Origin of the sequence: Ferrimonas futtsuensis DSM 18154 (assembly GCF_000422645.1) — a bacterium.
Classification (GTDB): domain Bacteria; phylum Pseudomonadota; class Gammaproteobacteria; order Enterobacterales; family Shewanellaceae; genus Ferrimonas; species Ferrimonas futtsuensis.
In genome coordinates this window covers 1-22,797 of the sequence record NZ_AUGL01000014.1, presented here as the reverse complement: position 1 = coordinate 22,797, position 22,797 = coordinate 1, and the positions used below count along the sequence as shown (strand labels likewise).

Genomic DNA, 22,797 nt, shown 5'->3' with positions numbered 1-22,797 from the left:
GCTTGTTCCCTGAGGTTTGCCCCCGCTCTCGGGCGGGGGCTTTTTATTGCTGGGTCGGAGCCAGTTTGCCAACCAGCTCTGCACGGGTGTGGGTTTCGGTCTTCCGAAAGACGGAGGCAAGATGCGCTTTAACCGTGTATTCGCTGATGAACAGCTGGCGGGCGATCTCTTTGTTGCTGGAGCCCAGTGCCACCAGGCGAACGATGCCAATCTCCCGTTCGGTCAACTTGTCCAGGCTGCGACCGTCGGATGGGGTTTGGTGCTGCTGGTGCTCCTTTATCAGCTCACTCAGGGCTTGCTCCATATGGATGCGTTTAAACCAAAGGTTGCCCTGAAGCATGGTTTGAATGCCGGTAAGAGATTGATCCAGCTTGCTTCCATGGTAAAGCACACCGCGCAAACCGTGGTGAATAAGGTTGATGGGATTGTAGTGAAGCTCGCTGGCGTCATAGATGGCAACCAGGTGATGCTCCAACAGGTTATCCAGCCAATTGGGCAGACTGCCATTGATCTTGGGCAATAACTGGGCAGCAACCAAAAACAGGATGGGATCACTGCACTGGCCGTAGACGGCAAGCTCCTGCTCTCTTGTCAGCTCCACAACCTGACATTCAAGCCCCTGACATAAAGCGGGCAAGGGCGACTGCAGTTTATCCGGTCGATAAAAGCAGATGCATTTCACGGGTTTATCCATGGCAACTCCTTTGCATTAAATATGCGTGAAACCACAGGGCGGAGTTACAACTCTATAACACTCAGGGACGGAGTCGTTGACGAGGGTCAATAAATGAGATTTGGATACTTACATTCAATATTCTTGAATTGCATTGACAATGCATCTATTCATTGCAAGTTGATGATTTGTAACGACTTGCTGAATCTGGAATGACTGATTTTAAATAAGGTGGTTATATTCGTCAGAGTGTACTTTCTTTCTCGGGCTTATTGAATCCATAATCATTGCTGGTATTTTGGTTTATTTTGTTAAACCTCTTTGCTGGAAAAGTAGAGTTTTCGTATGACCCAATAATAGATCACTATATTGATTGTTAGTGCAATAAGGCCAAACAACATCTGCAGATCCAGGGTGACGCCCTGAGGATAGATAATGGGCAGCAGGTAGTGCTCTATGAAGCCGCCACTGTAGCCTTGATCACCCGCGGCGGTGCGCAGGAAGTTTTCCAGGGGGGTTAAAGGACAGATCCACCCCATGAACCCCACGACAATGGCCCAGATGGCGGCCGGAAGGTGCAGCCAGAGTATCCAGCGCTGCCTCAGCCCCAGCAGGGCGCCAAACAGAGCGAACAAGATAAAGGTCAGGTGAATCACCAGTACGGCGTCCGCCGCTAGATGATAGATCATCATTACTGCCCGAGGTTTAACGACCCCCCCATCCTACTGTTGCTGTCCAGAGCTTGTACACCGTTCATTGTCGTGTATGTGATTTTATTAATGGCTCGATATCCATGGATTATTTTCCCTTGATCACTCTCTGATGCAGGGGCGGTTATGCGTCTGAGCCGTTCAGGCTCGTCCCGGGTTGTAGTCCGTCTACTTTGAACTAGGGTTAAGGCTTGTTTGTAGCCAGACCGAGGTTGCCATGAGTATTCGCGTCGGAATTTCCCAAAGGCCCCCAGCGTTATTGAACCTGCAAACCTCCATCGACCGTGCCCTAGCAACCATCGAGGAGGCGGCGGCTTCCGGGACCCGCCTGCTGCTGTTTCCCGAAGCTTATTTGCCCGGTTACCCCACCTGGATATGGCGTCTGCGTCCCGGCGGAGATATGGCGGTGGGAAACCGTATCCACAGTCTGCTGAGGCAAAATTCGGTGGATATTGCTGCCGGCGATCTGGACCCCATCTGTAAGGCGGCAGCCAAACATAACATGGTGGTGGTCATGGGGATGAACGAACTGGACGCCGAGTTCAGTGGTTCAACCCTGTTCAACACCGTCGTCATCATTGATGCCGACGGCACCATAGTGAACCGTCATCGTAAGCTGATGCCGACCAACCCGGAGCGGATGGTATGGGGCTGTGGAGACGCCAGTGGCCTCAAGGTGGTACAGACTGCCGTGGGCCGGATTGGTTGTCTGATCTGTTGGGAGAGCTACATGCCCCTGGCGCGCTTTGCTCTTTATGCCCAGGGGCTGGATATCTACCTGGCCCCCACCTGGGATGGCGGTGAAACCTGGCACGCTTCGATGAATCACATTGCCCGGGAGGGGGGCTGTTGGGTGATGAGTACCGCCACGGCCATCGAAGGTAAGGATGTCCCGCAGGAGTTTCCCGAGCGCGATCGGTTGTTCAAGGACGACGAGTGGATCAACAGTGGTGACGCCGTCATCGTTAAGCCGTTCGGCGGGCTTCATGCCGGACCACTGCATCGTGAGAAGGGCATTCTCTACGCCAGCATCGATATCCAGGCGGCGGCCGATTCCCGCAAGGCACTGGATGTCAGCGGTCACTATCATCGCCCCGATCTGTTTCACCTGGAGGTTGACAGGCGAAGCCTGCCCGCGCTGTCGTTGCGGGACGACGATTAGGGCCCTAGCACCGCCTGTTTCAGGGCGTGGCCATACTCGGAATACATCGACAGGGTGTTGTGGCCTGCGTCGTCGATCTTTCGGCTCCACTGCAGGCTGGGGGCCAGTGCGGTGATCAGCGCCTGGGTTCGTTTCATTGGAATCACCTCATCCTCGGCGGCGATCACCACATAGCTGGGGGCTTCAATTCTCGGGGCCAGCAGATCCGAGCGATAGGGATCCTTCATCAGCAGAGACAGGGGAAACATCCAGTAGAGATCTCGGGCAACGGCCAGGGCACTGTCAAAGGGGGTGATCAGCACCACCCTGTCGACCGGCCGGTTAGCCGCCACCTGTACGGCGACGCTGGAACCCAGACTTCGGCCCATAACAGTGACCTTGGGGTGGGTTTGGCTTAATTGATCAAACAGGTATAGGGCATCGCCGACGATGCCGGTTTCCGTCGGCGTGCCGTCACTGTTGCCATAGCCGCGATAGGGGATGAGGTAGACGCTGTGGTGGGGGAACCAGAGACGAAACTGCGCCAGGTTCTGCTCAATCTGTTCGCCATTGCCGCCGAAATAGAGCAGGGCATTCTCCTGATCCGGGTTGGCCAGCCAACCTCGCAAGGTGATCTCCTGGTGCTCAAAGCTGACCGCCTGGGCCCCCTTTATCTGCAGGGGCGGGGTCGGGAAGTACTGCATCCGTCGTTGCAGGACAAACAGCCCCAGGCACAGCAGCAGATACCCCAGGCCCAGATAGAGCACCAATTGCTTCATTGCACCGCCTCAGTCATCCATACCGTTCCTTACCGTAACAGTATTCTGAGTCGACGGCACCCCGACAAGGCGGATCAGCCGGTATGCGCCTTGATCAGGGGCAGGATCTCCTTGAAATGCTCATTCAGGGAGGTTGCCATCAGCTCATAGAGACACATCTCTACTGTGGTAATGCCTGCGCCCAGGCTCCGACACTTATCGATGGCCACCTGGGTATCCAGGGGATGCCGCGAGGAGATGGCGTCGATGACCACTTCCGCTTCGAACCCGGCATCCAGCAGCCCCATGGTGGTCTGATACACACAGATGTGGGATTCAATGCCGCACACCAGCCATTGCCTGCGGTCGGTATCCAATAATGCCTGTTCGATCACCTCATGCTGAATGCCGTTGAAGCTGGTCTTGCGCTTGGGCTCTTCGAACAGTTGCTGCTGCAGTTCATCCACTGTGGGACCCAGTCCCCTGGGATACTGCTCCAGGGTGATCACCGGCATCTCCAGGATCTCCGCCGCCTGAATCATCAACCTGGCGTTGGCAATCACCTTATCACTGTCTACCACCTGCCGGGCAAGCGACCCTTGAATATCCACCACCAGTAAACCGCACCTCGATTTCTCCAACATTCTGGTCTCCTTTTATAAATGGGGAGTTTCTTTCCCTAAGTATGGTTGCAAATGAGTGACCTGTCGGGTCGGTGCGTGACTGGCAACGGCGTCACTATGGCGGTTGCAAAGTGTTAATGAGAATCGTTATTATTTGGGTGAGTGATGAAGTTGAACAATGTCTAAGTTCCAGAACAGAGGGTGCCTGCGTCTATGGATGCATTAGCCAGACAGATTCGGCGGGCCACTGAGCCTGATAACCATGATCTCATTGAGTGTTGGCTGGGGCAGGAGCCCTGCCGACACCTCAAGAACGCCTGCGGGCGATGTGAGTGCTGTCCGGTGCAGCGCCAGAGACACCACTATGAGACCCAGTTCCGCCTGCTGCTGGATACCGCTTTGGATGAGCTGCTGCCCAGCTGCTGGCGCGAGGCCTGTCTTAATCAGATCTACCGGCCGCTGTTTCAGCTAAAGCGGTTGGCCGGCAACGAAAGGGAGCAGTTGCATGTCCAGGCTCTGCAGCGGGAGCTGACCATTACCACCCGCATTTTCCTGCCAACCTTCTACGGTTATCAGAGCGAGTGCGACACCACATAAGGAGATCGGCATGGCCTCTATGCGCATCGAAAAAGACAGCATGGGAGAACTTCAGGTGCCGAGCAAGGCGCTCTATGGTGCCCAGACACAGCGAGCGGTGAACAACTTTCCCATCAGCGGCAGGAGGATGCCCGAGTCCTTTATCCGGGCACTGCTCAAGGCCAAGGCCGCTGCCGCCCGAGCCAATGGCCAGTTGGGCCAACTGCCGCTGCCGGTGGCCAATGCCATCGTTCAGGCCAGCAATGAGTTGCAGCGTGACAAGGAGCTGATGGCTCACTTCCCGGTGGACATCTTCCAGACCGGTTCGGGCACCAGCTCCAACATGAACGCCAACGAGGTATTGGCTACCCTGGCCAGCCGTATCCTAGGGGAGCCGGTCAGTGCCAACGATCACATCAACTGTGGCCAGAGCAGCAATGACATCATCCCCTCGACCATTCACATCAGTGCCAGCATCGAGGTGAGAGACGCCCTGTTGCCGGCGCTGCGTCACCTGGTCGACGAGATCCGCGCCAAGGCGGTCAAGGTCGAGGGATTCATCAAGACAGGCCGCACCCACCTGATGGACGCCATGCCGGTGACCCTGGGACAAAGCCTGCACGGCTGGGCCAGCCAGATGGAGCAGAACATTTCGCGCCTGGAGCAGGCACTGCCTGCCATGCAGACTCTGGCACAGGGGGGAACCGCAGTGGGCACCGGCATCAATGCCCACCCTGAATTCGCCGCCCGCTTCTGCCAAACGTTGAACCATGACACCGGCATGGCCTTTCGGCCGGCGGACAACTTCTTCAGTCACATCGGTTCCCAGGACGCAGCGGTGGCGCTCTCCGGTCAGCTGAAGGCCACGGCGGTGTCGGTGATGAAGATGGTCAACGATCTGCGCTGGATGAACTCCGGGCCTCTGGCGGGCCTGGGAGAAATCGAGCTGGAGGCACTGCAACCTGGCTCCTCCATCATGCCGGGTAAGGTCAACCCGGTGGTGCCGGAAGCCGCGGCCATGGTGGCGGCCCAGGTGATGGGCAACGATACCGCCATCACCGTCGGTGGCCAGTCCGGCAATTTCGAGCTCAATGTGATGTTGCCGATGATCGCCCATAACCTGCTGGAGAGCATTGGCCTACTGACTAACGTCAGCGTGTTGCTGGCGGACAAGGCCATTGCCAGCTTCACGGTCAATGACGCCAGGCTCAAAGAGGCCCTGGCGAAAAACCCGATCCTGGTGACGGCTTTGAATCCCATCATCGGTTACCTCAAGGCGGCGGAGCTTGCCAAGCTGGCTTACAAGGAGGGGCGCCCCATCATCGAAGTGGCCGCCGAACACACCGACCTCAGCATTGAGGAGCTGACCCGGCTGCTCGACCCCGCCAAGCTGACGCGCGGTGGCCTGTAATCCGGGTCCCGCCTGCGGGTGGGACTCATCCAGGAGAGCGCCTGATACGTATCTCTTTTTGATAGCGAAAACAACATAACACCCTTAATGACACGGAGAATCACCATGACAAATCGAATTTTGGCCGCTGCAGCCTTGATGCTGGGTCTGAGCTTTGGCGCCACCGCCACCGAGTGCGAGCTCAACCTGGAGGCCAACGACATGATGCAGTTCAATACCAAGCTGCTGAGTGTGCCCGCCAGTTGCAAGGAGGTGAGCATCACCCTGACGCACACAGGCACTCTTCCCGCCCAGGCCATGGGCCATAACCTGGTGATCACCGACACCGCCAATGTGCAAGCGGTGGGCACCGACGGCATGGCCGCCGGGTTCGATAACCACTATGTGAAGCCTGGCGATGAGCGGGTGTATGCCGCCTCCAAGGTGATCGGTGGCGGTGAGTCGGTCACTCTGACTTTCAGCACCGAAAAGCTGACCGCCGGCGGCGATTACACCTTCTTCTGCAGCTTCCCCGGCCACTGGGCCATTATGCAGGGTAAATTCGAGTTTAAATAAAACTGCAGGCGAAATATTAAGCGGCGAGGGGCAACTGGCTTGCCCCTTTTTTTGCTTTCAAGAGTAGATATTTTAATTGGATAATTGGTTAGACCAAATAATGTCTATGGTCTGTTTTTTATTCAATTGACTAACTTAAACTATTGATTTGTTGTTCTGCTGATGTATTAATACCATCGGCTTTATAGGTCTTCGATATCGACAGCCAACACCCATGGGTGAATCACAATGTATCTTTCCTGTTTGGTTCTGGCTCGATAAATGCGGAGGTTGCAGTGCTGTATTGCTCTGTCAATTACTCTTTCTTTCAAGCAGTTAACGATAGAAAGATAAGGTGGTCGGCCTGGCGTCGGTGAGTGCCGTCCCTCGGCGGGCCTTGATACAACAGGGTTTTTGGCCTGTGGCGGGCCTGGTGAGCTGAAGTCATAAGGTCCTGAAATAGACCGATAACGGTTCAGTAATGGTGATGGTCAATAAATAAATGCTGCAGAATAAAAGTATCTTATATTTCCTGCTGTTTCAGCTGAAAGCAGAATGCCTCTTGTTAACTATTTGGTGATGATTTAAATATTTCCGATCAAACTGAACTGACTGAGACGCAATCGATGCCGGTTCATTGCGCTGGGTGCAATTAGCTTATCGTGGCATTTGAAATTTCACTCTCTGCAATAGACGATTTAGATCATAACTTTCAATAAAAGATGTGAGATCTGTGTCGTCTTTATTTCTGAACTTGATTTAAAGCAAATTTCCACTGCGTGCTTTTCTCTATATTCCCCGCCGCTTTTTTAAGAACTACGACTCACGGCAATCGAAAACAGCATAACCAGAGCGATTAACTCCGTTGTCGAAAGCCGTTAACAAGGAACGCAACTCCCTATGACTGCTACCACCTATCAAGCCGGTGAAATCCAGGGGCTGATTGAGATCGACGCTTCCAAGTGCAAAGGCTGTGATGCCTGCAAGAAGTTCTGTCCCACTCAGGCCATTGTTGGCGCCTCCGGTGCCGCTCACTCCATCGACAAGGATCGCTGCCTGAGCTGCGGCCAGTGCATGATCAACTGTCCCTTCGGTGCCATCAAAGAGACCCACAGTGCGCTGGACACGGTGATCCGCAAACTGGCGGACAAAGACACCACTGTGGTGGGCATCATCGCCCCTGCGGTCCGCGTGGCCATCGGCGAAGAGTTTGGCCTGGGCACCGGTGAGCTGGTGACCGGCAAGCTGTACGGTGCCATGAACAAGGCCGGATTTAAGATCTTCGACTGTAACTTCGCCGCCGACCTCACCATCATGGAGGAGGGCAGTGAATTCATCCATCGCCTGCACGCCACCGTGAAGGGCGAGGAGCACGCCGGCGCCCTGCCTCAGTTCACCTCCTGCTGTCCCGCCTGGGTCCGTTACCTGGAGGGTAACTTCCCCTCGTTGCTGCCTAACCTGTCCACCGCCAAGTCGCCTCAGCAGATGGCCGGTACCGTGGCCAAGACCTACGGCGCCAAGGTTTACGACATGGAGCCGGAGAAGATCTTCACCATCGCCGTGATGCCCTGCACCGCCAAGAAGGTGGAGGCCTCCCGTCCCGAGTTCAACTCCGCCTGGCACTACAACCATGAGCATGGCGCCCACGCTGCCGAGTACCCGGATGTGGACGCGGTGCTGACCACCCGCGAGATGGCTCAGCTGCTCAAGCTGCTGAAGATCGATCTGGCCACCACCCCGGCCTACGAGGGCGACAGCCTGTTTGCCCAGTACACCGGCGCCGGCACCATCTTCGGCACCACTGGCGGGGTGATGGAAGCGGCCCTGCGGACCGCCCACAAGGTGCTGACCGACACCGAGATGGCCAAGCTGGACCTGGAGCCGGTACGTGGCCTCGAAGGGGTCAAGGAAGCCGATGTCACCCTGTTCGACAAACAGTTGGGCCAGGAGGTCACCGTCAAGGTGGCGGTGGTTCATGACATGGGCAACAACATCGAACCCATTCTGCGTGACGTGGCGGCGGGCACCTCTCCCTACCACTTCATCGAGGTGATGAACTGCGCCGGCGGCTGTGTGAACGGCGGCGGTCAGCCCGTACAGGGCGGCGGTTCATCCTGGATTGGCAACATCGGATAAGGAGACTCTCATGACCAAGAAGACCCATCTGTTCGCCGAAGACAGCTTCTTCCTGTCTCGTCGTAAGTTCATGGCTGTGGGCGCCGCCTTCGTGGCCGCCATGGCCATCCCCGTGGGCTGGTTCGCCAACAAGCTGGCCCGCCGGAACGACTACATCAAGGCCCGCAGTGCCGGCCTGTATCAGGACGACGCCATTGCCAAGGTGCGCGTCAGCCACCGCAACCCGGCCATCGAGAAGTACTACAGCGACTTCGGCGGCGAGCCTCTGGGCCACATCTCCCATGAGCTGTTGCACACCCACTTCGTTGACCGCACCAAGCTGAGCTAAGGGAGAGACGACTATGCATCATGACCAACATGACATGAGGCCCATCCTCAAGCACCCCCTGAACGTACGGGTGTTCCACTACATCCTGCTGATGAGCTTCCTGCCCCTGGCCGCCACCGGCCTGCTGCTGTTCTTTAAGCCGCTGACCGACCAGGGCATGCAACTGACTTACAATATCCACATCATCGCCGGTGTGGTGATGACCCTGGACGCCGTGGCTTTCACCGTGATGGCCTTCGACCGGGTGGTGCTGTTCGTGGCCCGGGTGTTCAGCCTGTCTGAGCGCGACGTGAAGTGGTTTATGGTTCTCGGCGGTTACCCGCAGAAGTTCTTGCTGGGCAAGAAGGTGCCTGTGCCACCGATGAACAAGTACAACTCCGGCCAGAAGCTGTTCGGCGCCTGCGTGCTGATTGGCGGCACCGCGCTGATCCTCTCCGGCCTGGTGCTGTGGCTGATCCCCCACGCCGCTCCCCGCGATCTGGTGTGGTTTTTGGGCATGGCTCACCTGGCCAGTGGCCTGCTGCTGACCGCGTTTTTGCCGGTTCACCTGTTCCTGGCGGTGTACCGCTTCGACGACTTCAAGGCGATGATGATCCACGGCAACGTGCCTTATCACGACGCCGCGGAGTACACCCCTCTGTGGGTGGAGCAGGAGATCGCCCCGGTGGCCACCAGCGGTGACGAACTGACCCAGAAGTAAGCCCTCGCTTACCCCTTAACTCAAACACAAGCAGCCCTCGCAAGGGGGCTGCTTTTAACGTCTGACATCACCCGACTTGGACCCGACATGAGCACACATCACCATCCACTGAAGCAGCCTGTCTACGATCCTCAAACCAGCTTTATCTACGACGACGGCCTGTGGGCCATCATCGACCAGTGCGCCGACCCCAGCGTCGAGCAGGTGAGGGCGGTGCTGGAGAAGGCCCGCCAATGCCAGGGGCTGACCCTGGAGGAGACCGCGGTCCTGCTGCAGAACCCCCACCCGGAACTGGATGAGGAGCTGTTTGCGGTGGCCAGGGAGATCAAGGACACCATCTACGGCAACCGCATCGTGCTGTTTGCCCCGCTGTATGTGTCCAACCACTGCGCCAACAGCTGCAGCTACTGTGGTTTCAATGCGGACAACCATCAGCTCAAGCGCAAAACCCTCAGCACCGACGAGCTTCGCCGGGAGGTGGAAATCCTTCAGGATATGGGCCACAAGCGAATTCTGGCGGTCTACGGCGAGCACCCGCGCAACAGCGTCAATGCCATCGTCGACAGCATCAAGACCATGTACGACGTCAAACATGGCGACGGCGGCGAGATTCGCCGCATCAACGTCAACTGCGCCCCCATGAGCGTGGAAGATTTCCGTGTCCTTAAGGGGGCCGCCATCGGCACCTACCAGTGCTTCCAGGAGACCTACCACAAGGCCACCTATGAGAAGGTTCACCTCAAGGGCAAGAAGAAGGGGTTCAACTACCGCCTCTACGCCATGCACCGCGCCATGGAAGCGGGCATCGATGACGTGGGCATCGGCGTGCTGTTTGGCCTGTACGACCACAGGTTCGAGTTGCTGGCGATGCTGGCCCATGTGCAGGAGCTGGAACAAAACTGCGGCGTCGGCCCCCACACCATCTCCTTCCCGCGCATCGAGCCCGCCCACGGCTCCGAGCTCAGTGAGCGCCCCCCCTATGAGGTCAACGACGACTGCTTCAAGCGCATCGTCGCCATCACCCGGCTGGCGGTGCCCTATACCGGCCTGATTATGAGCACCCGCGAAAGCGCCGCAATGCGCAAGGAGCTGCTGGCACTGGGGGTCTCCCAGATCAGCGCCGGCTCCAGCACCGCCCCCGGCGGCTACCAGAAGGCCCTGGAACAGCAGCATGACGCCGAGCAGTTCTCCCTGGGGGATCATCGCCCCATGGACGAGATCATCTACGAGCTGGTGACCGACTCTAAGTCTGTGCCCTCCTTCTGCACCGGCTGCTACCGCAAGGGCCGCACCGGCGACCACTTTATCGGCCTGGCCAAGCAGCAGTTCATCGGCAAGTTCTGCCAGCCCAATGCGCTGATCACCTTCCGCGAGTACCTCAACGACTACGCCAGCGAGCGTACCCGCGAAGCGGGCAATGCCCTGATTGAGTCTGAGCTGGCCAGCATGAGCCCGGCCCGGGAGCGTAACGTGCGCACCTGCCTGGCCAAGACCGACGGCGGCGAACGGGACATCTACCTGTGATGAGTGTTTCGCAACGGGGCGTGCGCCCCAGCCCCGGCCTGGACAGAGGCGCCCTGCTGGCGGCTCTGGAGGAGGCCAGTGAGGTGGTGCTGCATGCCGCTATCTATGACAACTTCGCCGGCTCGCCGGTGGAGGCGATGTTGCGTCGCCGCCTGGCTGACGGCAGCCTCAAGCGCCTGACCATACTGTCGGTGCTGCCGCCCAAATGCTGGCGTCAGGAGTTCTCTCAGGTGCTGCGCCAGGGGATGACCCCTGGACAGATCTCCCGGGTGTACGCCGCCTCGCGTCAGTGGTGTAACGACCTGGCCGAGGCGTTTCCCGAACAGGTGAAGTTAGTGCTCACCAGCGCCCTGCCGCTTCAGCCCCAGCTGTTGGTGGGCGACACCCTGTTTGTGGGTCACTATGCCCACAGCAGCCAGCCCTCGGCCTTGGGCCTGTGGCTGCAACTGGATGCCTGCGCCCTGGGCCTGGCGCCGGGCAGTTTGATTCAGTGGTTCAACCTGGGCCAGGTGCCGGCGCAGAGTGAGCCCTGGGCCATCGCCCTGGGCCGCTATGTGCAGGAGTGCATCGCCGCCACCAGGGTGAGCCCCAGAGCCGGGGAGTGTCAGTCATGAGCCCCGCTTTGGCAGCGCAGATGCCGCTCAATCGGCAGCAGGTGCTGGAGCTGCTTGGCGGCAGCGACGACGACTGGCTGTTCAGCCGTGCCCGGCTGGCAACAGAGCTGGCCTTTGGTGACCAGGTGTTTATGCGCGGCATCGTCGAGTTCTCCAACCACTGCCGCAACGATTGCCACTACTGCGGCCTGCGCAGTGGCAACCGGGAGGTGGGCCGCTATCGCCTCAATGACAGCCAGATCCTCGACGCCGTGGCTCAGGTGGCCAGCTTTGGCATGGGTACCCTGGTGCTGCAATCCGGTGACGACAATAAGTTTCGCGGTGATGACATCAGTCAGTTGATTCATCAGATCAAGGCCAGATACAAACTGGCGATCACCCTCTCCTTGGGGGATCGCAGCCTGAAGGAGCTCAAAGCCTGGCGGCTGGCGGGGGCCGACCGCTACCTGTTGAAGATGGAGACCTTCAATCGCAGGCTGTTCGCCGAGTCCCGTCCCAGGGCCAACTTCGATGAGCGCCTGGACAAGCTTAAGGCTATTCAGGCCCTGGGGTATCAGACCGGCTCAGGCATCATCACCGATCTTCCGGGCATGACCGACGATATCCTGGCCCAGGACATCATCGAACTGACCCGCCTCAAGCTGGACATGATCGCCTGTGGCCCCTTTGTGGCCCACCCCCAGACTCCCATGGCGAGCTGCAACAGCGGCAGCGTGCTCAAGAGCCACAGGGTCAGCGCCATCCTTAGGCTGATGAACCCCGGGGCCAACATCCCCGCCACCAGCTCGTTGGAGGCGCTGGAGCCCGGCGGCCGCGCCCTGGCCCTGTTGCGGGGCTGCAACGTGGTGATGCCCTCCTTCACCCCGCAGAACGTGTTTTCCAAGTACGACATCTACCCCGGCAAGAATGCCACCAAGGCGTTCCTGCGCCAGCGGCTTGAGGTCGTGCGCAACCAGATAAGACAGCACGGCCTGGAGCCCTCCAGTGCCCGTGGTGATTCCAGGAGTCATTGATATGTGTACCGGAATGCAAAACGCCGCCGAGGGTTCGGCCCAGGCCACCCCCCGGGGCATGCGCTACCAGATAGCCCTGGTGGGCCGCCGCAACGTGGGCAAATCCTCCCTGCTGAACGCCATGACCGGCCAGCAGATCTCCATCGTCTCCGAGACCAAGGGCACCACCACAGACGCGGTAGCCAAACCCTATGAATTGTTGCCCCTGGGGCCGGTGACCATCTTCGACACCGCCGGCATCGACGACGAGGGCGACCTGGGCACCCTGCGGGTGGGGGCGACCCACAAGGTGCTGTGCCGCGCCGACATGGCGGTGCTCATCGCCGATGAACAGGGGCTGGGGGAGTATGAACTGGCGCTGATTGAGCAGATGGAGTCTCTCGAGCTGCCGTTTCTGGTGGTGTTCAATAAGGGCGACAGCCAGCAACCCTCTCGGGATGACCTGGCCTTCTGCCTGGAACGCAGCCTGGCGCATATCTGCGTCTCCGCCACCACCGGCAGCAACATCGCGGCGCTGAAACAGCGGCTGTTTGAGCTGGCACCGGAGGAGCTCAAAGCCGAGCCGGTACTGGCCGGGGACCTCTACCGCAGCGGCGATGTGGTGCTGTGTGTGGCGCCCATCGATACCGCTGCCCCCAAGGGGCGTCTTATCCTGCCCCAGGTGCAGGTGTTGCGCGAAGCCCTGGACCGAAGCGCCATGGCCATGGTGGTCAAGGAGACCGAACTGGCTGATGCGCTGAAGCGTTTCACCACACCGCCCAAACTGGTGGTCACCGACGCCCAGGTGATCAAGTTCGTCGACCAGGTGGTACCCAAGACCATTCCCCTGACCACTTTTTCCAGCCTGTTTGCCCGTTTCAAGGGCGACCTGCCGCCCATGGTGGCGGGGGCCGAGCGATTCGACAGCCTGGAGGAGGGCGACAAGGTGCTGATCGCCGAGGCCTGCAGCCACAATGTGCAGGAGGATGACATTGGCCGAGTGAAGCTGCCCAACTGGATTCGCAAGTACACCGGCAAGAGCCTGCAGTTCGATGTGGTCTCAGGCCACGACTTCCCGGACAACCTGGAGGAGTACGCCCTGGTGATCCACTGTGGCGCCTGCATGTTCAACCGCACCGAGATGCTGCGCCGGGTGCGCGAATGTCAGCGTCGCGGCGTGCCCATCACCAACTACGGCGTGGCCATCTCCAAGCTTCAGGGCGTTCTGCCCCGGGTCATCGCCCCACTGATGCCCAACCAGTAATCGACCTCCCCGTCATCGGCCTCCGGGCTGGTGGCGGGGTTTTTCCTTCTGCCCTCTGGTTCAGCTCCATTCCTCCTGCCGTGAGCTGTTCACTACTCAAAGCATAAGTCACCGTGGTATAAGGTTTTGTTGTGATGTCAGAGGCGGTCTTTGGCACACCCTTGATGAGTCAGGAACCACTCAATGAACAAGCAATCGCTTACCGACCTTTTCTCCAGCACCCTGTTCCACATTCCCGACTATCAGCGGGGTTACGCCTGGGAGAAGAAGCAGTGGCGGGATTTCGTTGAGGATCTGGATGCCTTAGTCACCGACGACAATGTTCACTACCACTACACCGGCACCGTGGTGACCTATCAGGCCAGTCACCCTACCGCCACCTATGGGCGCCGACCGGCCAAGGTGGTCGATGTGGTGGATGGTCAGCAGCGGCTGACGACGACGTGCTTGTATCTGTCGGTGATCATCAATGCCCTGATAGCCAAGGGACGGACCGAGTATGAGCGGGACATCGCCGACTTTCTCTACGACGGCTTGCGCTGCAAGCTCACCCTGAATAACGACACCGCCGAGCTGTTCCATCGGCTGTTGTCAGAGGGGCGACCACTCAAGCTACCCACCACCCCACATCAGCGCCGCCTGTACGATGCCACCGCCTACTTTCAAGCGCATGTGTCCCAGCTGCTGGCTGACGATGCCAAGGGCGTGGAGTACCTGATCCAGCTGTTTGAGGCGATCACCGGTAAGTTAGTGTTCACCTCCTACACCATCGAGGAGGAGTGCGAGATTGGCATGACCTTCGAGCTGATGAATTCCCGGGGCAAAGAGCTGTCGGTGCTGGAGCTACTGAAGAACTACCTGATGCACTGGATTGCCCGTAATGGTGCACCCGAGGAGCGTGAGGAACTGACCAGCCGGGTGAACCTCGCCTGGCGTGACACCTATGGCTTTGTGGGCGACTCAGGTGGCAGCGAGTCTCAATGTCTGCGCCTGGCGTGGACACTCTACTGTCATCATTTGCCGAAAAACTGGAAGGGTTATGATGGCTTCAAGCAACCTCAATACATTCCGCTGAGGGACTTTGCCCCCGACGGACAGCCTGGAAAGGGCACTAAAACCAAGGCCGAAACCCGTGCCTTTATGCTGAAGTTTGTTAAGGGGCTGCCTGAAGTGGCGCGGCATTACCAAGCGGTTATCAGCCCCAATTCGCAGAACACCGACTCCGCCGCCGAACTGGCCTGGCTGGAGCGAATCAACAACACCGGCAACATCGCTAACTTCCTGCCGCTGTTGGTCGCGGCCCGAAGCCGCTGGCAGGCCAGCGAGGTGACCGAAGCCCAGTACATTGAATTGCTGCAGGCGCTGGAGTGCTACGCCTATCGGGTCTTCCTGTTCGAGGGCAAGCGCAGCAACTCGGGCAGCTCCACTCTGTATCGTTGGGGCCACGAGCTGTTTAATCAAAGTCAGCTGGATTTGGAGGCCATAATCGCCAAGGTTCATGACTTGATTCGCTATTACGCCAGTGACAGCGCCTTTGCGGTGCAATTGAAGGAGCCGGGTAAGTGGTACCACTGGCGCAGGCTGCTCAAATACACCCTGTTTGAATACGAGCACCACCTGATGGACAAAGAGGGCAAGGGCAGCAAGCCGAAAATCACCTGGCAGGAGCTGGCCAAGGACTCCACCATCGAACACATCCTGCCCCAGACTCCGGCGGAAGACTCCCATTGGCTTAAGGTGTGGAGTGACGAGGAGCGCGCCACCTACCTGCATGATCTGGGCAATCTGGTGCTGACCAAGGACAACGCCAGCTACTCTAACTTCGATTTTGAGCGAAAGAAGGGCGCCCCCGGCGTCAGCCCCAGTTACAGCGACTCCTGCATCAAGCAGGAGCGCAAACTGGCCACCTACGACGACTGGACTCTGGAGTCTCTCAATCATCGCCGCCAAGCGCTGGAAGCTTGGGTTCTCGGGCGCTGGCAGACGCGCCACTTTGCCCTGGACACCTCCATGGATGATGAGCTGGAGGAGGAGGCAATGATGAGGGAGACAGAAATTTAAGTTGTGCCTGAGTTTTCGATGCTCAGTCGATGAAAAGCCCAGCGGGGCTTAGGCTAGCTATTTACCCGACAAAAGCCTCCTTAGAGTAGTTTAATCGTAGAAAGGATGGGCGCGGGGCTCGATGTCTTAGGCAAAAAAGGGCCTGCAAAACGTTCTGCAGGCCCTTGGCATCACTCAAGTGTCAGGAGTGTGAGTTGATGATGATTAGCCAATCTTGAATTTGTAGTAGACGTAGAAGCGCATGTCGGTCAGGTCATCACCGCTGTCCTGGTCAACAATGGCGTAGCGGGCGCGCAGGCTCAGTCCGTCCACCCATTTGTTCATGTTGTAGCGAACCGAGAAGTCGGTTTCGTTGATGTCGGCGTTGCTGTTGCCGTCGACCTCATAGGTGGCGTAGTTGACGTAGGTGCTCATGCCGCTGAGGGCAGAGTCCTCGGCGAAGCGGTAGGCCAGCTGGGCGCCGTAAGCACTTTCATTGGCTCGGCCAGACTGAATGACCTGCTGGATGATCACCTTCTCATCGCCAAATGGGGCCACGATGTTGTCATCGCCGGTTTCGACGTACTTGACCACCGCATCGAAGCCGTTCCACTTCATGCCCAGGTGGAAACCGGCCTGGTAGGTACCAAAGCTGCTTGCGGACTCTGAACCGATGGAGTCCTGTTTCAAGTAGGAGGGTTTGAAGTACCAGTTGGCCCCACCAATGTCGCCGCTGACGTTCAGTTTCACATAGGTTTGGTTGTACACATCTTCCATGGTGTAGTGCCACAGGCTGGCTTTTGCCTTCACCGCCTCGGTCGGGATGGCGTAGTCCAGTCCCAGGGCGTACATGGGGTTGTCCTCGACGTCGACGCTGATGCCGCGACGAGCAAACTCACCGGCAACGCCATCGGCCACATCGGCAAACTCGTTGTTGGTCCAGCCCATGAAGTCTTCGATGTAAAGGCCGGTGATGCGCAGGTTGTCGATGGAGGTGTTCTGCACACTGGCACCGCGATAGGTAAACGGAATCGCACGTAGCGGGAAGATGCTCATCATCGGCGTGTAGAGTTGTTGTGCACCCAGGGTGATCTTGGTGTCGAACCAGTTTCCGGTGACAAAGTACTCCTGCAAACGGTTGACCGCGGTACGGTCACCCTCTCTGCCTACCGGGCCTCCGACCAGGCCGTACACCGCATCGTTGGTTTCCCAGATTGGATTTGCAGAGGCGAAGGAGCCACCGAAGGTAATGCCTTTGGCTTCGCCAGAACGGTAGTAGAACAGCCCGCCGAAAGAGGTGTCGTGACGATCGGCTGTTGCGTCGTCGAAGTCACGCTGGAAGTCGAACAGCTGGAACTGCCCCTTCAGGGTGCCCTCTGAAAACATGTTGCCGACGGAGTCTGCAGCAAAGCTGGGTGCTGCAATGCAGCACAAGGTGGCGAGGTGAATCAGGCTTTTTTTCATCACTATGTCCCTACGAATCAATATCGTTCCGGAGTTATACATTCAAGGTGCGGTCGGTGTTTTCCACCGGTTCAATGCCGCTCTTTCTGCCATCAGCCGAGCCATTGAGGCGTCTCCTGAACTGAGGCTTCACTTCTCATAATTGTTAAGTGATACGTTTAATGTATGACATATGGCATTTGATCAAAAAGTGCCTAATGTTTGATTTTTGTTGCCTTTCACAGACTCAGAAAAAATGGGATGGGGATGGAGAAAGTGCTTCAAACTCAAGTGACGTCACAACTTTTCGCCTTTTGAGTGAGAATGGTGACCGCCAATGGTTGGGGTAGTCGTGATACAATCTGCAAACTTGGATACAGGAACGAGCATAAAACAGAGTGTCTAGCTTCAAGCCCATTAAGCAAAAAAAAGCCTCGGAAGAGGTTTTCGAGCAACTTCGCCTGGCCATCTTTGATGGAAAATTTGTGGTCGGAGACAAGTTGCCTTCTGAGCGCGAGTTGATCGAATCCTTCCAAGTTAGCCGCACCGTGGTGCGGGAAGCCGTCAAGGGACTGGAAGCATCTGGATTGGTGCAGATTAAGCAGGGTGCTACCGGCGGGGCGTTCGTTAAAGAGATGAATTTCGAAGTGGTCAGCTCCGCCTGTCACGACTTGTTCTTTCTGGGCCGGATGTCGTTTGATGAGATCTGTGAAACTCGATTCGTGATCGAGCCTCAGGTGGCCAGGTTGGCTGCTCGTCACTGCACCCCAGAGATTGCTGAGCAACTATTGGCGGCAGAAGCCGAAGAGGCCGAGGTGCTGCAGTATCCGGAAACCGTTCATGCACGACAAAAAGTGCATGTGATTCTGGCAGATGCCTGTGAGAACCGCTTACTAGGAGCGATGGCAAAGTCGATGTTGGACCTGGTTTCAAACATCACCTTTAAGTTTGAGCCTGATACTAACGAGATTCATCCTCCTGGCCTGCATAAGCGGATTGTCGAGGCGGTTATCGCTCGTGATGAAGATGCGGCGGAAGCGGCCATGAAGGAGCACCTGGGAACCTTCCTCGAACTGTTGCAGAACGTAGAAAACGATTACCGCAAATCCAACTCCTGATTCTCACCCTCTTCAAAGAGCTGCAGCTTGGTTGCCCGATGGCCGTGTTACCAAGCTCAGCCTCGTACTATCTCTCCTACCAAAATGCCAGCTCATCAGACTCGCCTGGTGTCCACCTGCGGGCTGGATGACAGTGAGCTTTTACACCGAATAACCTCAAGCAACTGCTCAATCATTTTTTTTCTGTCATGCCCATAGAGCTGCGTGCATGCCATAGTGATTTGGCCAAATCGATAGTCCATGCCGGGTAACGCAGTCTCGTGACTGAGGTGATGCGCTGAATCTATTGAGTCGTCTATTTCTTCGATTTGCACCGCACAAAAGCGATTGATCCCCTTCCCACTTTTTCCTCTATTTTGCCCCTGGATCAGGGATGCCCCGGTTCCAAAAATGAAACTTTTTAGCCACTCCGTGTGGGTTTTGCACAGAGAATCTCAATTGCCAGGCGTCTCGTGAGCCGCCCCAAGCATCTGAAAAGATCGCCTTTTGCTCATTTGTTATATGTCATACATTTGACCTATCGAGGTCGGGCGCGCTTAAACATCTCTTAAGGAAACGCACGCTCGTCCGCGGACAGATAACCAACCAAAGGCGCTTACTGGCCGCCATGATGATCAGCGCCGACATCGGGTTCTGCGCAGAGCTCGTCATGACGGCGGCAAAGCAAAAGGAGTAGAAAATGAGTAAAGACAAGTCAAAGGACCAACAAGCCGTTGATCAATACACCGCGGGTGTTTTGCAAAACGGCATCTCTCGTCGTAGCTTCCTGTCCCGTGCCGCGATTGGCACCGGTGCCATGGCGGTGTCTGGCCTAAGTGGCGCTGCCGAGGCTTCTCCGGCCACGGCGGCAGAGGTAGCGCAGGTCGGTGGTGCCAGCCTGGACTTTATGCCCAAGCCTAAGAACATTGCCGACTCGCAAATCGCCTCCACCAAAACCTTTGACGTTGTCGTGGTGGGTGCCGGTGCCTCCGGTGTGCCTGCGGCGCTGTCTGCCCATGAAAATGGCGCCAAGGTGGCGGTACTGCAGAAGCAGTCCATCCCGGTCTCTCAGGGCAACACCGGCTCCGGTCTGGACCTGAAGAAGAGCGACAAGGCCGGCGTTGAAGCGCTGGTAAACCGCCTGATGGCCGACAGCGCTCACCGCTGCAGCCCTGACTTGCTGCGCGAGTGGGCCTACAACTCCGGTGAGGCGATCAACTGGGTAATCAACCGCGCCAAGAAAGGCGGTGCGCAGATCGTTGATCAGGGCACCGGCCCTCAGCACGGCATTCACGGTATCACCGAGTATCCGCTAAACTTTGTGACCTCCTACTGCGGTCCCAAGCCCTACACCACCGGCGATGGCATGCGTGCCCTGGCGAAATACTCCCAGGAGCAGGGGGTTCAGTACTTCTTCAATACTCCTGCTGAGCAGCTGATTCAGGATGCGTCCGGTCGGGTGACCGGAGTGATTGCTAAGGACGCCGAAGGCAAGTACCACAAGTTCATCGCCAAGAAAGGCGTGATTCTGGCCTCCGGTGATTACCAGAACAACGAAGCCATGTGTAACTTCTTCATCCCAGATCTGAAGAACTTCGAGCGTAAGCAGATGGATCGCACCGGTGACGGTTTTGCCATGGCCTACTGGGCTGGCGGTGTCATCGAGCCCGTCGGTCACACCAAAATGCTGCACGACTTCGACGCCGGCCCCGCCGCCATGTGTGACATGCCGTTCCTGGCGGTGAACCGTAAGGGTGAGCGTTTCGTCAACGAAACCGTGGCCATGTCCCTGATGAACAACTATCTGCGTGACGAGCACAACGCCGGCCACTACTCCCAGGTGTTCGATTCCAACTACATGGAGCAGGCGAAGGACTGGCCTGGCCGCCTCTACAGCCCTGAGAAGCTGAAGCACTACATGCCGAACGACCCCTCCCCGAAGAAGGGCGTTTACCCATCCCAGACCAACACCCACGTGGCTAACTCCTTAGAGGAGCTGGCGGTGATGTTGGAGTGCGATCCCAAGACCTTTGTGGCCAACGTGAAGCGCTACAACGAGCTGTGCAAAACCGGTAAGGATGTCGACTTCGGTAAGCCAAAAGACAAGATGGTGCCGGTGCTCAAGCCCCCGTTCTACGGCATCCACCGCCGCATGCGCATCTCCACACTGTGTTCCGGCATGCTGGTGAATAAGCATCACCAGGCACTGAACTCCGAAGGCAAGGAGATCGACGGTTTGTTCATCGTTGGCAATATGGCGGCCGGTTTCTACGGTGGCGTGGACTACCCACTGACCGTATTCGGTCTGTCCCTGGGTCGCTGCTACACCTTCGGTTATCTGGCGGGCAAGTACGTCGCCAAGCTGTAAGGCATCACTGTTTTGGGGCGTAGACGAACACGCCCATAGCGACTCTGAATAGATTCAATTAATGGGATATAAAATGAAAATGAACAGCTTACATAAAATCGTGCTGGCGTTTGCACTGACAGTAGGTGCGGGCAGCGTAATGGCCAAAGACGCGACTCAACTGGACGAGTTCCACGCGGGAATCGGTCTGACCTGTAACGACTGTCACACCGGTGCCGAGCGTCAGCCTGTTGCCATGTCCAAGTGTAAAGAATGCCACAGTGTGGAAGATCTGGCCGAGGCCACTGCGGTTACACCCAGCGTGACCAAAACCAACCCCCATGACCATCGTCATAACGGCACAGCCACCGACTGTAACTCCTGTCACCACCAACATGAGCCGTCTGAAAATGCCTGTGGCAGCTGCCACCTGCGCTTCGACCTGCAGGTGCCATAGGCCTGAACAGGTACCAACAGAGCTAAGCTGACTCAGCGCTTAGCTTCAATCAGAATTCGGTATCACATGGCGCTCTCGAAGGGGAGCGTCATTTTTGATGGAGGTGGCTTTTGTAAACGTATCGGAGGGGCAATTGAAGTGGCCTCCCCACGAGCCACCGTTTGGCCAAATAAATCTAATTTAACCGAGTTTAACCAATCTTAATACTCTTTAAGTTTCATTGGTTTAAGTCTAAATTTGTCTAAACGTTGTTTAACCTGCCTTAGCGAAATTTGCTAAAAATTACCGCCAAGGGCGGGACTGGCGCGGGACAGAAATGATGCCTAATAGACACTTCAACTTCACCAAGAGAGCACTTGAGCTGCTGCTGCCAGAGCTGCGGCGATACCGGGTTTATGACCGGGGCGGGTACGAGTCTTTGCCCGGATTGATGATAGAAGTGCTGACCAACGGCAAGAAGGTGTTTCGTTACCGCAGAAAGCTCAAGGGTCGAGACCTGGAAGTAACCATCGGTCAGTTCCCCGCAACCACTATCGACACCGCTAGGCACGTTGCTCGGGATCTGGCGACTGAAGTCAGCCAGGGGCAGAACCCCAACAAGCGAAAACGTGAGGAGAGAGAACAAGAGAGATCGGCCGAGACCATCGGCCAGCTCTTCGAGGCCTATGTTGTCGAGTTCGAGTTGAAGATTCGGGCAGGGCAGCGAAGACTCAAGTCGTTAGAAGATGCCCACTCAATCTGGAAAAACCACCTGAGAGCTCGGTTTGCAAACGTGAGGGTGGAAGAGCTTACCGCTGATCATGCGAGACAGTTCTTCAGGGCGTTGATGGCAAAGAAATCGCCTTGGATCTACAACAAATGCCTCACCTTGATGAAGTCCATCTTCAGCGACTTGGACCACCAGCCACTGAGGCGCCTTAAGAAGATAGCCAGCACTAAACGGGATCGGGTACTTAATCGAGAGGAACTGGACCGCTTGTTCGAGGCCATGAAACCTGAGCCGCAAATCTACCAGGACGTGGTGATGATTCTGCTACTGACCGGACAGAGGAAAAGCTGTGTGCTTAGTATGGAGTGGTCAGAAATCGACTATCACAATGATGTAGTGGTCTAATGATCCCGGACACCACTTAAGGTGGTAAAGTCACCACCGTAACAAGAGGTGTTCCATGACCAGAAAACGTCGTTCCTTCACGCCCGAGTTCAAGCTCGAGGCTGCCAGTCTAGTACTCGACCAGGGATACTCAGTCCCCGAAGCCAGCCGCTCTCTCGATATCGGTGAGACCATCCTCAGGCGCTGGGTTAAGCAGCTGGAGGAGGAGAGAGGCGGCACCACACCGACAAACAAAGCCCTGACTCCAGAACAGCAGAAGATTCAGGAGCTGGAGGCCCGGATTAACCGTCTTGAGCGAGAGAAGGTGATATTAAA

Annotated in this window: 22 protein-coding genes; 17 read left to right on the top strand and 5 right to left on the bottom strand. The window is 57.1% G+C overall.

The annotated features are described in order from the left end of the window. Positions 1–43 precede the first annotated feature (43 nt). The gene (locus G505_RS22440; RefSeq protein ID WP_169628210.1) at positions 44–601 is read right to left on the bottom strand and encodes a helix-turn-helix domain-containing protein; all 558 of its coding nucleotides are present in this window, start codon (positions 599–601) and stop codon (positions 44–46) included. 383 nt (positions 602–984) lie between these two features. Beyond that, on the bottom strand, positions 985–1,362 hold the full coding sequence (locus G505_RS0110080; protein WP_028109446.1) for a DUF2784 domain-containing protein: 378 nt from the start codon (positions 1,360–1,362) through the stop codon (positions 985–987). A 238-nt stretch (positions 1,363–1,600) separates the two neighbouring features. Between G505_RS0110080 and G505_RS0110075 the strand changes: the two genes are divergently transcribed. Continuing rightward, positions 1,601–2,545 carry a carbon-nitrogen hydrolase family protein gene (locus tag G505_RS0110075; RefSeq protein WP_028109445.1) on the top strand — a complete coding sequence of 315 codons (945 nt, stop codon included), beginning with the start codon at positions 1,601–1,603 and terminating at the stop codon, positions 2,543–2,545. On the opposite strand, the gene G505_RS0110070 is transcribed toward G505_RS0110075, so the two are convergent. Both G505_RS0110070 and G505_RS0110065 read right to left on the bottom strand, forming a co-directional pair. Further along, positions 2,542–3,303 (bottom strand): alpha/beta hydrolase, encoded by a 762-nt coding sequence (locus G505_RS0110070; RefSeq protein WP_028109444.1) that lies wholly within the window; start codon positions 3,301–3,303, stop codon positions 2,542–2,544. The genes G505_RS0110075 and G505_RS0110070 overlap by 4 nt on opposite strands. Before the next feature lie 74 nt (positions 3,304–3,377). Continuing rightward, positions 3,378–3,926 (bottom strand): isochorismatase family protein, encoded by a 549-nt coding sequence (locus G505_RS0110065; RefSeq protein WP_028109443.1) that lies wholly within the window; start codon positions 3,924–3,926, stop codon positions 3,378–3,380. 192 nt (positions 3,927–4,118) lie between these two features. On the opposite strand from G505_RS0110065, the gene G505_RS21225 reads away from it, so the two are divergent. From G505_RS21225 to G505_RS0110010, 11 genes are all read left to right on the top strand, one after another. Beyond that, positions 4,119–4,502 (top strand): hypothetical protein, encoded by a 384-nt coding sequence (locus G505_RS21225; RefSeq protein ID WP_051216054.1) that lies wholly within the window; start codon positions 4,119–4,121, stop codon positions 4,500–4,502. A 10-nt stretch (positions 4,503–4,512) separates the two neighbouring features. Then, a complete protein-coding gene (locus tag G505_RS0110055) occupies positions 4,513–5,892 on the top strand; it encodes a class II fumarate hydratase (protein WP_028109442.1) in 1,380 nt (459 codons plus the stop codon). 87 nt (positions 5,893–5,979) lie between these two features. Then, complete coding sequence (gene azu, locus G505_RS0110050) at positions 5,980–6,447, top strand: azurin (RefSeq protein WP_425402175.1); 468 nt, start codon at positions 5,980–5,982, stop codon at positions 6,445–6,447. Positions 6,448–7,326: 879 nt separating this feature from the next. Then, on the top strand, positions 7,327–8,562 hold the full coding sequence (gene hydA / locus G505_RS0110045; RefSeq protein ID WP_028109440.1) for an iron hydrogenase large subunit HydA: 1,236 nt from the start codon (positions 7,327–7,329) through the stop codon (positions 8,560–8,562). Between the two features lie 10 nt (positions 8,563–8,572). Beyond that, positions 8,573–8,890: an iron hydrogenase small subunit HydB gene (gene hydB / locus G505_RS0110040; RefSeq protein WP_028109439.1), complete on the top strand. Its 318-nt coding sequence runs from the start codon at positions 8,573–8,575 to the stop codon at positions 8,888–8,890. A 13-nt stretch (positions 8,891–8,903) separates the two neighbouring features. Beyond that, complete coding sequence (locus G505_RS0110035) at positions 8,904–9,590, top strand: cytochrome b/b6 domain-containing protein (RefSeq protein WP_028109438.1); 687 nt, start codon at positions 8,904–8,906, stop codon at positions 9,588–9,590. Between the two features lie 87 nt (positions 9,591–9,677). Next, positions 9,678–11,114: a [FeFe] hydrogenase H-cluster radical SAM maturase HydG gene (gene hydG, locus G505_RS0110030; RefSeq protein ID WP_028109437.1), complete on the top strand. Its 1,437-nt coding sequence runs from the start codon at positions 9,678–9,680 to the stop codon at positions 11,112–11,114. Then, entirely contained in the window at positions 11,114–11,728 is a 615-nt protein-coding gene (locus G505_RS21220; RefSeq protein WP_157509159.1) for a hypothetical protein, read from the top strand. The genes hydG and G505_RS21220 overlap by 1 nt, the downstream gene beginning before the upstream one ends. After that, complete coding sequence (gene hydE / locus G505_RS0110020) at positions 11,725–12,741, top strand: [FeFe] hydrogenase H-cluster radical SAM maturase HydE (RefSeq protein WP_051216052.1); 1,017 nt, start codon at positions 11,725–11,727, stop codon at positions 12,739–12,741. Before G505_RS21220 ends, hydE begins: the two co-directional genes overlap by 4 nt. A 1-nt stretch (position 12,742) precedes the next feature. Then, positions 12,743–13,984: a [FeFe] hydrogenase H-cluster maturation GTPase HydF gene (gene hydF, locus G505_RS0110015; protein ID WP_035385296.1), complete on the top strand. Its 1,242-nt coding sequence runs from the start codon at positions 12,743–12,745 to the stop codon at positions 13,982–13,984. Positions 13,985–14,167: 183 nt separating this feature from the next. Continuing rightward, a complete protein-coding gene (locus tag G505_RS0110010; RefSeq protein ID WP_028109434.1) occupies positions 14,168–16,045 on the top strand; it encodes a DUF262 domain-containing protein in 1,878 nt (625 codons plus the stop codon). A gap of 204 nt (positions 16,046–16,249) precedes the next feature. Here G505_RS0110010 and G505_RS0110005 read toward each other — a convergent pair whose 3' ends face one another. After that, positions 16,250–17,488 carry an OprD family outer membrane porin gene (locus G505_RS0110005; RefSeq protein ID WP_084643942.1) on the bottom strand — a complete coding sequence of 413 codons (1,239 nt, stop codon included), beginning with the start codon at positions 17,486–17,488 and terminating at the stop codon, positions 16,250–16,252. A gap of 377 nt (positions 17,489–17,865) precedes the next feature. Here G505_RS0110005 and G505_RS0110000 point away from each other — a divergent pair, with 377 nt between their 5' ends. The 5 genes from G505_RS0110000 to G505_RS0109980 form a co-directional block, all read left to right on the top strand. Continuing rightward, the gene (locus G505_RS0110000; protein ID WP_028109432.1) at positions 17,866–18,585 is read left to right on the top strand and encodes a FadR/GntR family transcriptional regulator; all 720 of its coding nucleotides are present in this window, start codon (positions 17,866–17,868) and stop codon (positions 18,583–18,585) included. Positions 18,586–19,264: 679 nt separating this feature from the next. Further along, positions 19,265–20,932, top strand: coding sequence for an FAD-dependent oxidoreductase (locus G505_RS0109995; RefSeq protein ID WP_028109431.1), 1,668 nt, complete (start codon positions 19,265–19,267; stop codon positions 20,930–20,932). A 79-nt stretch (positions 20,933–21,011) separates the two neighbouring features. Beyond that, on the top strand, positions 21,012–21,368 hold the full coding sequence (locus tag G505_RS0109990) for a cytochrome c3 family protein (RefSeq protein WP_035385307.1): 357 nt from the start codon (positions 21,012–21,014) through the stop codon (positions 21,366–21,368). Positions 21,369–21,687: 319 nt separating this feature from the next. Then, on the top strand, positions 21,688–22,482 hold the full coding sequence (locus G505_RS21215) for a tyrosine-type recombinase/integrase (RefSeq protein WP_169628209.1): 795 nt from the start codon (positions 21,688–21,690) through the stop codon (positions 22,480–22,482). A 55-nt stretch (positions 22,483–22,537) separates the two neighbouring features. Next, the coding region (locus G505_RS0109980) for an IS3 family transposase (RefSeq protein ID WP_028109429.1) at positions 22,538–22,797 on the top strand (260 nt) is incomplete at its 3' end.

Coding starts and splice junctions, on each gene's coding strand:
- G505_RS0110080 (WP_028109446.1), bottom strand. CDS start 1,362: ATGATCTATCATCTAGCGGCGGACGCCGTACTGGTGATTCACCTGACC.
- G505_RS0110075 (WP_028109445.1), top strand. CDS start 1,601: ATGAGTATTCGCGTCGGAATTTCCCAAAGGCCCCCAGCGTTATTGAAC.
- G505_RS0110070 (WP_028109444.1), bottom strand. CDS start 3,303: ATGAAGCAATTGGTGCTCTATCTGGGCCTGGGGTATCTGCTGCTGTGC.
- G505_RS0110065 (WP_028109443.1), bottom strand. CDS start 3,926: ATGTTGGAGAAATCGAGGTGCGGTTTACTGGTGGTGGATATTCAAGGG.
- G505_RS21225 (WP_051216054.1), top strand. CDS start 4,119: ATGGATGCATTAGCCAGACAGATTCGGCGGGCCACTGAGCCTGATAAC.
- G505_RS0110055 (WP_028109442.1), top strand. CDS start 4,513: ATGGCCTCTATGCGCATCGAAAAAGACAGCATGGGAGAACTTCAGGTG.
- azu (WP_425402175.1), top strand. CDS start 5,980: ATGACACGGAGAATCACCATGACAAATCGAATTTTGGCCGCTGCAGCC.
- hydA (WP_028109440.1), top strand. CDS start 7,327: ATGACTGCTACCACCTATCAAGCCGGTGAAATCCAGGGGCTGATTGAG.
- hydB (WP_028109439.1), top strand. CDS start 8,573: ATGACCAAGAAGACCCATCTGTTCGCCGAAGACAGCTTCTTCCTGTCT.
- G505_RS0110035 (WP_028109438.1), top strand. CDS start 8,904: ATGCATCATGACCAACATGACATGAGGCCCATCCTCAAGCACCCCCTG.
- hydG (WP_028109437.1), top strand. CDS start 9,678: ATGAGCACACATCACCATCCACTGAAGCAGCCTGTCTACGATCCTCAA.
- G505_RS21220 (WP_157509159.1), top strand. CDS start 11,114: ATGAGTGTTTCGCAACGGGGCGTGCGCCCCAGCCCCGGCCTGGACAGA.
- hydE (WP_051216052.1), top strand. CDS start 11,725: ATGAGCCCCGCTTTGGCAGCGCAGATGCCGCTCAATCGGCAGCAGGTG.
- hydF (WP_035385296.1), top strand. CDS start 12,743: ATGTGTACCGGAATGCAAAACGCCGCCGAGGGTTCGGCCCAGGCCACC.
- G505_RS0110010 (WP_028109434.1), top strand. CDS start 14,168: ATGAACAAGCAATCGCTTACCGACCTTTTCTCCAGCACCCTGTTCCAC.
- G505_RS0110005 (WP_084643942.1), bottom strand. CDS start 17,488: ATGAAAAAAAGCCTGATTCACCTCGCCACCTTGTGCTGCATTGCAGCA.
- G505_RS0109995 (WP_028109431.1), top strand. CDS start 19,265: ATGAGTAAAGACAAGTCAAAGGACCAACAAGCCGTTGATCAATACACC.
- G505_RS0109990 (WP_035385307.1), top strand. CDS start 21,012: ATGAACAGCTTACATAAAATCGTGCTGGCGTTTGCACTGACAGTAGGT.
- G505_RS21215 (WP_169628209.1), top strand. CDS start 21,688: ATGCCTAATAGACACTTCAACTTCACCAAGAGAGCACTTGAGCTGCTG.